This is a genomic window from Streptomyces canarius, assembly GCF_014650735.1.
Taxonomy (GTDB): Bacteria; Actinomycetota; Actinomycetes; order Streptomycetales; family Streptomycetaceae; genus Streptomyces; species Streptomyces olivaceoviridis.
In genome coordinates this window covers 1-11,546 of the sequence record NZ_BMVN01000008.1, presented here as the reverse complement: position 1 = coordinate 11,546, position 11,546 = coordinate 1, and the positions used below count along the sequence as shown (strand labels likewise).

Below are 11,546 nucleotides of genomic sequence, written 5' to 3'. Positions count from 1 at the left end.
GTTTCCGGCGCACGCTGACGGGGGAAGCGGGGCGATCACGGGGAGTGGCCCTTATGCACGGTGACGACGGCCTGCCGTCGACTCGTTGGCAGTATCAGCTCGCCCAGGTGGAGTCGCTCTCGGAGCGCGAGAGGCAGGTCTTCTCGTTGCTCGGAGCAGGGTTATCGAATCGCGCGATCGCGGTCAGGTTGCGTGTGACGGAACGCACGGTGAAGGCCCATGTGGCGAGCATCCTGGCGAAGCTGAAAGTGGAATCCCGTCTTCAGGTGGGTCTCGTGGCCCAGGCTCACCTGCTCATGTACGAAGGTACAGTGCCTAACCGGCCAGATATGACTGATAATTGATCAGTTCTGACTCTCGGACGTTTCCCTGTGTCGGGCGCCGCTGATTGCGCCCACCCACGGTTCCGTGACCGCCCCGTGGGTCGCGAGGTGGGGGCTTGTGACCGGTTTTTATGAGTAGGGACGGGAATTTGGTGCACATCTCCATATTGGGTCCGCTGCTGATCGGGGATGGTCAAAGAACCATCGGTGTGCGGGCGAAGAAGATTCGCGTGATGCTGACCATGCTCGCGCTGAATCCTGGTCAAGTCGTCGGTTTCGACGAACTGATCGACGAACTCTGGGGCGAGGCCCCGCTGAAGAACACGCGGAACGCCTTGCAGGCGAATGTGCGGCGCATGCGGAAGTCGTTGGCCGAACTCGGCTTCCCGGACGGGGAGGAGGGACTGATCCGCACCGTCGACAACGGCTACATGCTCGACGTGCCGGAGGAGGCCCTCGACGCCTACCGCTTCCTGCGGCTGGCCGAACAGGGCGCCACCCTGGTCGCCCGGGAGCCGCACGAGTCCATCCGGCTGCTGCGGGAATCCCTCGCCATGTGGCGCGGGCCCGCCCTGCTCGACGTGAGCGACGGACCGCGCTGCCGGGCCGTGGCCCTGCGGCTGGACGAACAGCGCAAGACCGCGCGGGAGGATCTGATCCAGGCGCAACTCCAGGCCGGCGAGGCGGGGGTCGTCGTTGCCGAGCTGAAGCAGCTCCTGGCCCAGTATCCCGAACGCGAGCGGTTCAGCGAGCAGTTGATGATCGCGCTCTACCGGTGCGGACGCCAGTCCGAGGCCGTCGACATCTTCCACCGCACCCGCAAGTGGCTCGACGACGAACTGGGCCTCAAGCCGAGCCAGCGGCTGCACACCCTGTACCAGGCGATCCTGATGCAGGACCCCTCGCTGCTGTGACCGGACGAGGGATGATCGGCTGAACGGACGGACGGAGCGCCGGCGCCACCCAGGCCGCCGGCGCTCTCCCGTGCCCGCGCTCGCTCAGACCTCCCGCAGCGCGCTGTCGATGAGTGCGCCGATCCGCCGTACCGCCGTACCGCCCAGCATCTCCTCGTGCCCGCACGCGACCTCGTGCACGGTGAGCGGGCCGTCCAGGTACGGCCGCCAGCGCGCCGCCAGTTCGCCGGTGGGAGCCGGCTGCCCGTGCGCCGCCACGAACAGCGTCAGCGGGCCGGCGAACCGTCCGGGGGTGAACTCCCGCGCGATGTCGGTGTGGTGGCGCATCACCGTCATGAGCCGCTCCAGGTCCCGGTCCGCGACCGTCACGCCGCGTGCGTGGTGGGCGAGGAAGGCCGACCGGATCTCCTCGTCGGTGGGGTGCGGATCGCCGGGCGCCACCGGGAAGGCGTCGAGGGCCGCCAGGAACGCCACCCGTTCGCCCGCCGCCTGGAGCAGGACGGCCATCTCGTGCGCGACCAGCCCGCCGAACGACCAGCCCAGCAGGTGGTAGGGCCCGTGCGGCCGTACCCGCCGCACCCGTTCCACATACGCCGCCGCCAGCTCCCGCACGTCCGCCGGCCGGTCCCAGGCACCCGGCTCCGCCGCGACACCGTCGGACTGGAGTGCGTACACCGGCCGGTCCGGGTCGAGACGCGCGGCCAGCTCCGCGAACGGCAGCCCGAAGCCGACCCCGCCGTGCACGCAGAACAGCGGCGCGGCCGTGCCCTGCGGCCGGATCTCCAGCAGCGGTACGGCGACCGCCTCCCGGGCCCCGGCCGGGGTCGCGACCGCCGCCAGGGCCGCCACCGTGCGGTGCGCGAAGACATCGGACAGGGCGAGCGTCAGCCCGGCCTTGGCGGCCCGGCCGACCACCTCCACCGACCGCAGACTGTCCCCGCCCAGCGCGAAGAAGTCCCCGTCGGCACCGACCTCGTCCAGCCCCAGCACCTCGCAGAACACCTCCGCGAGCGCCCGCTCGGCCGGGGTGCGCGGGGCCTGCCCGGTGACGGCGGGCGCCGGGGCGCCGGGCGCGGGCAGGGCCCGGACGTCGAGCTTGCCGTTCGGGGTCAGCGGCAGCGCGGGCAGCGACACCAGCGCGGTCGGCACCATGTGCGCGGGCAGCGACTCGGCGAGGTACGCGGTCAGCACGGGCACGTCGACGGCGGCCACACCCGGTACCGGCACCACGTACCCGGTCAGCCGGCCGCCGCCGTCCGCCGGGGTCAGCACCACGGCGGCCTGCGCGATCACCGGGTGCCGGGTGAGCGCGGACTCGATCTCCCCCGGCTCGATCCGGAAGCCGCGCAGCTTGATCTGCTGGTCGGCGCGGCCCACGTAGTCCAGCTCGCCGTCCGCGCGCCGGCGCACCAGGTCCCCGGTGCGGTACATGCGGGTGCCGGGCGGCCCGTAGGGGTCGGCGACGAACCATTCCGCCGTGGTGGCCGGGCGGCCCCGGTAGCCCTGGGCCAGACCCGCGCCCGCGATGTACAGCTCGCCGGTGATCCCGTCCGGCACCGGCGCGAGGGCCGTGTCCAGGACGTACACGCGGACGTTGGGCAGGGGCCGGCCGATCGGCGGCCGGCCGCCGTCCGGGGCGAGCGGGGCGCTGAGGGTGGCGGCCACCGTGATCTCGGTCGGGCCGTAGGCGTTGCGCAGCGTCACCCGGGCCGCGGTGCGCTCCACGACGGCGGGCGGGCAGGCCTCCCCGCCGACCATCAGGCACAGGTCCGCGGGCAGGGCGGCCGGTTCCGGGAAGCGGCCGACGACGGTCGGCGGCAGCAGCGCGTGGGTGATCCGCTCCTCGGTGAGCAGGCCGGCGAGCAGCGGAGCGGACAGCCGGCTCTCGGCGGTGGCCGGCACCAGGGTGCCGCCGGAGAACAGCGAGGCGGCCAGCTCCCACACGGTCGCGTCGAAACTGAACGAGGCGAACTGGAGCACCCGGGTGTCCGGCCCGGTCCCCAGCTCCTCGCGGTGGTGGGCGACCAGGTGGGCCGCGCCCGCGTGCGGTACCGCCACCCCCTTGGGCCGACCGGTCGACCCGGACGTGTAGATGACGTACGCGGTGTCCCGCGCCGACAGCGGGCGTGTCCGCTCGCCGTCGGTGACGTCGGCGCCGGACAGGCCGGCGACGAGGTCCGCGGTGGCCGGGTCGTCCAGCACCACCCGGGCCGTGCCGTCCGGCACCCGGCCGGCGGACTCACCGGCGGTGAGGACGGCGGCCGGGGCCGCGTCGCCGAGCATGTACGCGATGCGCTCGGCCGGGTAGTCCGGGTCGACGGGCAGATAGGCCGCGCCGGTCTTCAGCACCGCCAGCAGCGCCGTCACGGCGAGCGGGGAGCGGGGCAGGACCAGCGCGACCACTTCACCCGGGCCGGCCCCGTGGCCGAGCAGCAGCCGGGCGAGCCGGTTGGCGTCCGCGTTCAGCCGCCCGTACGACACCTCCGCCCCGCCGGGCACCGCCAGCGCCGCACGGTCCGGTGCCGCCGCCGCGTGCGCCTCGAACAGCGCCGGGAGCGTCAGCTCCGGACGGGGGCGGGACGGGCCGTGCCCCCCGGCCAGCAGGGCGCGCCGCTCCTCGGGGGTGAGCAGGGCGAGGGCACCGATCGGCGCGCCGGGGGTGCGGGCCGCGTCGGCGAGGAGCACGGCCAGGGCACCGGCGAGGCGGTCCGCCGTGGCCCCGGTGAACAGGTCCGTGCTGTACTCCAGGCGGATGTCGAGCCCGGCGGGGCCGCCGTCGGTGCCACGGCGCTCCGTCACCTCGAAGGCCAGGTCGAACTTGGCCGTGCGGGAGGGCACCGGCTCCACGGTGGCCGTCAGGTCCGGCAGCGCGGGCAGCGGGTCGTCGCCCGGGGTGACGGAGAGCACCACCTGCACCAGCGGGTGCCGGGCCAGCGACCGCTGCGGCTTCAGCTCCTCGACGAGATGCTCGAACGGCAGCTCGGCGTGCGCGTACGCGGTCAGGTCCGTCTCCCGCACCCGCTCCAGCAGCGCCGCGAACGACGGGTCGCCGGAGGTGTCGGTGCGCAGCACCAGCGTGTTGACGAAGCAGCCGACCAGATCGCGCACCGCCTCGTCGGTCCGCCCGGCGACCGGGCTGCCCAGCGGGATGTCGGTGCCCGCGCCGAGCCGGGTCAGGACGGCCGCGAGACCCGCCTGGACGGCCATGAACAGGCTGGCACCGGCGTCCTGGGCCAGCGCGGCGAGCCGGGCGTGGGCGTCGGCGGGCAGCGTACGGGTGACCGCGGCGCCGCGCTGTGCGGACCGGGCCGGCCGGGAGAAGTCGGCCGGCAGCTGAAGCTCCTGCGGCATGCCCGCCAACACCTTGGTCCAGTGGGCGAGTTCGGCGGACAGCAGGCTGTCCGGGTCGTCCTTGGCGCCGAGCAGCACGCGCTGCCAGCGGGCGTGGTCGGCGTACCGCACGGGCAGCGGCGGCCAGTTCGGGGCGCGACCGGCCCGACGGGCCGCGTAGGCGGCGGTGAGGTCACGGGCGAGCGGCCCGAACGACCACCCGTCGGCGGCTATGTGATGCAGGGTCAGCGCCAGTACGTGCGTGTCGTCGCCGAGCGCGAACAGGCGTGCCCGCACCGGGACCCGGGCGGCCAGGTCGAACGGCTCGGCCGCCTCGGCGGCCAGCGCACCGGCCAGGGCGTCCTCGTCCGGCACCGGTACGACCTCAAGGCGGGCGTCCGCCTCCTCCGGAGCGAGCACCAGCGGCGCCGCCCCGGCGTCGGCCGCCACGAACAGCGTGCGCAGCGTCTCGTGCCGGGCGACCACATCCGCCACCGCCGCGCCCAGCGCCCCGGTGTCGAGCGGGCCGGACAGCCGTACCGCCAGCGGGATGTTGTAGCCGGCCCCCGCGCCCATCCGGTCGAGGAACCACAGGCGTTCCTGCGCGTACGACAGGACGTCCGGCGCCTCCGGGCGCGCCGCCGCGCGCAGCGCGGGCCGCGGCGCCGGGCTCCGCGTGCTCTTGTCGTCCCCGGCCAGGGCGCGTGCCAGTGCCTCGGCGGAGCGGGCGTCGAACAGCGTGCGCAGCGGGACCTCGGTCCCCAGCTCGGCCCGCAGCCGGTTGGCGACCCGGATCGCGGACAGCGAGTGGCCGCCGAGCGCGAAGAAGTCGTCGTCGGCCCCCACCCGGTCCAGACCCAGCACCTCGGCGAAGACCGCGCACAGCAGTTCCTCGCGCGCTCCGGACGGCGGCCGGCCCGTGCCCGCCCGCCGCTCGGCCGGGGCGGGCAGTGCCTTGCGGTCGACCTTGCCGTTGGGTGTCAGCGGCAGCTCGTCCAGGAAGACGTACACGGCAGGGACCATGTGCGTGGGCAACACCGCGGACGCGCGCTCCCGCAGCCGGTCGCGGTCGGTCCCTGCCGGTACGACATGGGCGACCAGGCGGGTGTCCCCGCTCCGGTCGGTGCGGGCGGTGACGACCGCCCGCTCGACGCCGGGCTGTGCGCCCAGCACGGACTCGATCTCGCCGAGTTCGATGCGGTGCCCGCGGATCTTCACCTGGTGGTCGGTGCGGCCCCCGTACTCCAGGGCCGTGCCGTCCGGCGACCAGCGCACCACGTCACCGGTGCGGTACATGCGGGTGCCGGGCGGCCCGAACGGATCGGCCGTGAACCGCTCGGCGGTCAGGCCCGGGCGGTTCAGGTAGCCACGGGCGAGACCGGCGCCGGCGAGGTACAGCTCGCCGAAACAGCCGTCGGGCACCGGGCGCAGCGCCGCGTCCAGGACGTAGGCCCGGGTGTTGGCGATGGGGCGGCCGATGGGCGGCGGGCCGGACGGCACCGGGGGCAGGGGCGCCGCCGTCGACCAGATCGTCGTCTCCGTCGGACCGTACACATTGGTGACCGACGCGCAGTGCGCGGTCAGCGAACGGGCCAGGGGTTCGGGCAGCGCCTCACCGCCGACGAGGGCCCGCAGCTCGGCGAGGGCCTGGGCGTGAGAGCCGGCGAGGGCCTGCCACAGGCTCGGCGTGGCCTGGAGCAGGGTGGCACCGCAGTCCCTGATCAGCGTCGCCAGGGCGGCCGGGTCGCGGACCGTCTCCCGGTCGGCGACGACCAGTTCGGCGCCCGCCGCGAGCGGTACGAACAGCTCCAGGTTGGCGATGTCGAACCCGAACGTCGTCACCGCGAGGAACCGGTCCGCCGCCGTCACCGCACAGCGCCGGCCCATGTCCGCGACCAGGTTCACGAGCGCGCCGTGCGGAACGACCACACCCTTCGGCCGGCCGGTCGAGCCGGAGGTGTGGATGACGTAGGCCGGGTGGTCGGCATGGGGAGGGAGGGGTGCGGGGTCCGCGGGGCCGGCGGGAGAGGGCGGGGGCGTGGCCGGGGCCGCGGGGGGCGTCGGGTGTGCGGTCGGTGCCGTGGTGGCTGACGGCGGTGGGGTGGCCGGGTGGGTGGCGGGCGGTGTTTCGGGGTGCGCCGGGTGGGTGGGCAGTGGGTCCTCGTCCAGCACCCACAAGGGCCCCGTGAGCGGCGTGCCCATCGTGTCCAGCAAGGGGCGGATCCGGTGGTGGGTGAGGGTGACCACCGGCGTGGCGTCCGCCAGCATGAGGCGCAGGCGCTCCGCCGGGTGGTCCGGGTCGAGCGGCAGGTAGGCCGCGCCCGCCTTCAGCACGGCCAGCGCCGCCACCACCAGATCGGCCGACCGGTCCAGCGCGAGCCCGACCAGCCGCTCCGGACCGGCGCCCGCCGCCCGCAGCGCCGCCGCCAGCCGGTCCGCCCGCTCGTGCAGCTCCCGGTACGTCAGCCGCTCGGTGCCGCAGCGCAGCGCCGGGGCGTCGGGCGTGCCCGCGGCCCACCGCGTGAGCAGCGGTGCCAGCCACGGCCCCGGCACCGGCTCCTCCGTGCGGTTGCGGTCCGTCAGGACGCGGCCCGCCTCCCCGGCGTCCAGCAGGTCCAGCCGGCCGCACGGCTCGTCCGGCCGGCGCACCGTCTCCTCCAGCAGCCGGACGAGACACCGCCCGACGCGGCGCGCCTCGGCCTCCGGGACGAGCGCCGGCAGATGGTCGACGGCCAGCTCGAACGGCTCACCGGGGAACACGGTCACGGTCAGCGGGTAGTGGGTGGCGGAGCGGATGTCCACGCCGGTCACCCGGGGTCCCGACAGGGCCGGTTCCGCATCCGGCCCGCCCATCGGATAGTTCTGGAACAGCAGCACCGTGTCGAACAGCTCACCGCGCACCGCCGTCCCCTGCTGGATCTCCGCCAGCGGCAGGTGCTCGTGCGCCAGCAGCCCCGTCCGCGCCCGCTGTACCCGCTCGAACAGCTCCGCCGGGGTCAGCCGGGCGGTCACGTCGGCGCGTACCGGCAGCGTGTTGGCGAACAGGCCCACCATCCGCTCGACGTCCGGCAACTGCGCCGGCCTGCCGGAGGCGACGGTTCCGAACACCACCGTGTCCTGCCCGGTCAGCCGGGACAGCAGCAGCGCCCAGCAGCCCTGCACCACCGCGCCGACCGTCAGCCCCCGGGACCGGGCGAAGCCGGCCAGCGCGGAGGAGACCCCGGGCGGCACGTCGACGGTGACCCGCCGCGGCAGCCCGGTACTCCCGCCGGCCCCCGCGGTCGTGGCTCCGCCGGTGTCCCCGCCCCCCGGCACCAGCCGCGTCGGCTCCGTCACCCCGTCCAGGGCCCGGCGCCACGCCTCCCGGGCCGTCTCCTCGTCCTGCCTGCCCAGCCAGGCGAGGTAGGCCTGGTACGGCGGGGCCGCCGGCCGGTCCGGCAGCGTGCCGCCGTCCCGGAACCGCACGAAGGTCTCGGCGAGTTCACGGGTGAGGGTGGCCATCGACCAGCCGTCCACCAGGATGTGGTGGACCGTCCACAGCAGCCGGGCCCGTCCGTCGTCCGCCCGCAGCAGCAGGAAGCGGTGCAGCGGTGGCCGGGCCAGGTCGAAGCGGCGCAGCCGCTCCTCGCCGGTGGCCCGGTCGAACCCGGCGGCGGGCAGCTGCCGCTGCGACCACGGCAGCTCCACCGACCGGGGCAGCACCTGGACGGCCTCGCCGCTCCTGCGGTGCCGGAAGCACGCCGCCAGATTCGGGTACCGGTCGAGCAGCGCGCCCGCGGCGCCCCGCAGCGCCTCCGCGTCCGCGTCGGTCACGTCCGCGAGGTCGAGCACCAGTTGCAGCGCGTACACGTCCGTGGCGTCCCGGTCGTACGCGGACAGGAACAGCAGCCCCTGTTGCAGCGGCGACAGCGGGAGGACTTCACTGATGGCGGATTGCCGGTTCAAGCCGTGCTCCTCACGGAAGAGCGGGGATGAGCGCGGGAACATTTCCGGCCCGCACGATTCCAACCGGACGACGATTTCACGAGCACACTGACGAACAACTGACCGCCAGCTGACACCTCGCGGGCGCGCCGACATGGCCGGAAACCGTCAGCAAACCGTCAGTCCACGGTCAGTGCACGTCGACAGGCTTGCCGGCGAGGCCCATTCGCCGCCGAAGGCCAGGAGTGCCAGTGCCGGTCATCACCGCGTCGCACGAATTCGAAGTCAGCGACCTTTTCGTGAATCTTCAGCCGCTGTTCGGGCGCCGCCTGTTCCTGAAGATCGAGGGATTCAACTTCGCCGGATCCATCAAACTCAAGGCCGCCCGCGAGATGGTCGCCCAGGCGGAGGCCGCGGGCCGGCTCCGCCCGGGTTCCACCCTCGTGGAGTCCTCGTCCGGCAACACGGGCGTCGCGCTCGCCCTGCTCGCGGCGAGCCGCGGCTACCGCTTCCTGTGCGTGACCGACACCCGCTGCAACGCGGTGACCCGGCGCACCATGGAGTCCCTCGGCGCCGAGGTCCACGTCGTCACCGAACCGCACGAGACCGAGGGCTTCCTCGGCGCGCGGATCCGCCACGTCAAGGCACTGCTCGCCGCCGACGACTCCCGGGTGTGGCTGAACCAGTACCTCAGCCCCGGCAACTGGATGGCCCACTACCGCACCACGGCCCCCGCCATCGCCCGCCAGTTCCCCGACCTGAACGTGCTGTTCGTCGGCGCCGGCACCACCGGCACCCTGATGGGCTGCGCCCGCTGGTTCCGGGAACGCCGGCCCTCGGTGCGGGTGGTGGCCGTCGACAGCATCGGCTCCGTCACCTTCGGCGGACCGGCCGGCACCCGGCACATCCCCGGCCTCGGCACCAGCGTGCGGCCGGCGCTGCTCGACGAGAGCCTGGTCGACGCCGTGGTGCACGTGCCCGAGGCGGCCACCGTGCGGACCTGCCGGACGCTGATGCGGCACGGCTTCCCCGTCGGCGGCTCCACCGGGACCGCGGTGACCGGCGCCCTGCGCTGGCTGGAGGAGCACTACGGCGACGGGGCCGGCGGGGTCCGCGAGCAGATCACCGCGGTCACCATCTCGCCCGACCTGGGCGACCGCTACATGGAGACCGTCTACCACGACGAGTGGGTGCGCGGTGCCTTCGGCCCCGGCCCGCTGACCGGGCCGGCGGCGGACCGGACCGGCCGGGACGGCACGGGCGAGCTGACGCCGGCCGCCGCTGCCGCCGCCGCGGACTGAACGGGCCGGTCGGGGCTGACTTCGAGAATGACGGAGAGCAAAGCGATGACGACAAACCGAGGCGCCGTCCTCCCGCTCACCGCGGCGCAGGCCGAGATCTGGTTCGACGAGCAGTTCGCCACCGGACCGCTCGGCTACAACATGGCCGACTACATCGACCTGCGCGGCCCGCTCGACACCGGGCTGCTGGAGCGGGCGCTGCACCGCCTGGGACACGAGGCCGAGGGACTGCGCGTGCAGTTCGTGGAGGAGGCGGGCGCCCCCGGCCAGATCATCCGGCCGCTCGCCCGGCTCCCGCTGCGGAAACTCGACTTCAGCGACGGACCCGACCCGCTCGGCGCCGCCGGGCGCTGGATGCGCGCCGACCACGCCGACCCGCTCCGGATCACCGACTTCCCGCTGTTCCGGGGCGCGCTGCTCACCCTCGGCCCCGAGCACCACCTGCTCTACCTGTGCATGCACCACATCCTGGCCGACGGCTTCAGCCGCGCCCTGCTCTACCCGAAGCTCGCCGCCCTCTACACGCGGCTGGCCGCCGGCGAGGACGACGCGGCCCTGGACGCCGACTCCATCCCCGCCTTCCACCAGTTGCTGGACGGCGAACGCCGCTACCTGGAGTCCCCGCACGTCGACCGCGACCGCGCGTACTGGACCGGCCGCCTCACCGCCTCCGGCGACGGCCCGGCACCCGAACTCGTCTCGCTCTCCGACCGCGACCCGGCCCCCGGCCGCAGCGCCCTGCGCCACACCACCCGGCTCAGCCCCGAGGCCACCGGGGCGCTGCGGGACCTCGCCCGGACCGGCAAGGTCACCCTGCCCGTCCTCATGGTCGGCGCCATGGCCGCCTACACCCAGCGGGTCACCGGAGTCACCGAGCCGCTGCTCACCCTCCCGGTCACCGGCCGTACCGGCGCGGTCGCCCGCGAGATCCCCGGCATGCTCGCCAACTACCTGCCGCTCGCCGTGCGCGTCCGTCCCGAACTGACGGCCCCGCAGCTGCTGCGGCGGGCCTGGACCGAGGTGTCCGGCGCCCTGAAGCACCAGCGGTACCGCGCGGACAGGATCCGCCGCGACATCGGCCTGCGCACCGACGACCGGCGCGTCTTCGGCCCCTTCATCAACGTCCTCAACCAGGACCCGGCGCTGGCCTTCGGCGACTGCCCGGGCACGGTCGTCAACCTGTCCACCGGCATCGTCAACGACCTCATCGTGACCGTCCTCAACACCGTCGACGGCACGATGGAGATCCACCTCGACGGCAACCCGGAGCTGTACACCGACGCCGAACTCGCCGCCCACCTGGCCCGGTTCGAGGCGTTCCTGGCCGACCTCGCCGCGCTCCCCGCCGACCAGCCCCTCGCCCGCCTCGGCCTGCGCGCGCCCGGCGAGCCGGTCGGCCTGCTGGGCACCTGGGACCCGGAGGCCGAGCGTGCAAGGTACGAGGGCCTGGTCGAGCGGGTGCGCGCGGTGGCCGCCCGCACCCCGGACGCCGTCGCCGTCACCGACGGCACGGGCAGTGTCACCTACCGGGAGCTGCTGACCCGGGCCGCCGGCGTCGCCGCCCGTCTGACCGCCGCCGGGTTCCGTCCCGGCTCGGTGGCGGCGATGCTCGCCGACCCCGGGGTGCCGTTCGTGGCCGGTGTGCTCGCCGTACTCGCCGCCGGCGGGGCGTATCTGCCGCTGGACCCGGCGGCCCCGGCGGCCCGCAACGCGTCCCTGCTCGCCGACAGCGGCGCCCGCCACCTCCTCACCGG

5 protein-coding genes are annotated in these 11,546 nt (G+C 74.5%); 4 read left to right on the top strand and 1 reads right to left on the bottom strand.

Features of this window, described 5'->3' with window-relative positions; genetic code table 11:
• The first annotated feature begins 53 nt into the window (after positions 1–53).
• Positions 54–344, top strand: coding sequence for a helix-turn-helix domain-containing protein (locus IE294_RS13685; protein WP_189885739.1), 291 nt, complete (start codon positions 54–56; stop codon positions 342–344).
• A gap of 212 nt (positions 345–556) precedes the next feature.
• On the top strand, positions 557–1,237 hold the full coding sequence (locus IE294_RS13680; RefSeq protein WP_189886161.1) for an AfsR/SARP family transcriptional regulator: 681 nt from the start codon (positions 557–559) through the stop codon (positions 1,235–1,237).
• An 84-nt stretch (positions 1,238–1,321) separates the two neighbouring features.
• Here IE294_RS13680 and IE294_RS13675 read toward each other — a convergent pair whose 3' ends face one another.
• Entirely contained in the window at positions 1,322–8,512 is a 7,191-nt protein-coding gene (locus tag IE294_RS13675) for a non-ribosomal peptide synthetase (protein WP_189885737.1), read from the bottom strand.
• A 230-nt stretch (positions 8,513–8,742) separates the two neighbouring features.
• Between IE294_RS13675 and sbnA the strand changes: the two genes are divergently transcribed.
• Together sbnA and IE294_RS13665 are read left to right on the top strand one after the other, a co-directional pair.
• Complete coding sequence (gene sbnA, locus IE294_RS13670; protein WP_189885735.1) at positions 8,743–9,792, top strand: 2,3-diaminopropionate biosynthesis protein SbnA; 1,050 nt, start codon at positions 8,743–8,745, stop codon at positions 9,790–9,792.
• A gap of 45 nt (positions 9,793–9,837) precedes the next feature.
• On the top strand, positions 9,838–11,546 hold a 1,709-nt coding region (locus tag IE294_RS13665), incomplete at its 3' end, for a condensation domain-containing protein (protein WP_189885733.1).

Bases quoted from the DNA above. Each gene is read 5' to 3' on its own strand.
- IE294_RS13685 (WP_189885739.1), top strand. From the start codon at position 54: ATGCACGGTGACGACGGCCTGCCGTCGACTCGTTGGCAGTATCAGCTC.
- IE294_RS13680 (WP_189886161.1), top strand. From the start codon at position 557: ATGCTGACCATGCTCGCGCTGAATCCTGGTCAAGTCGTCGGTTTCGAC.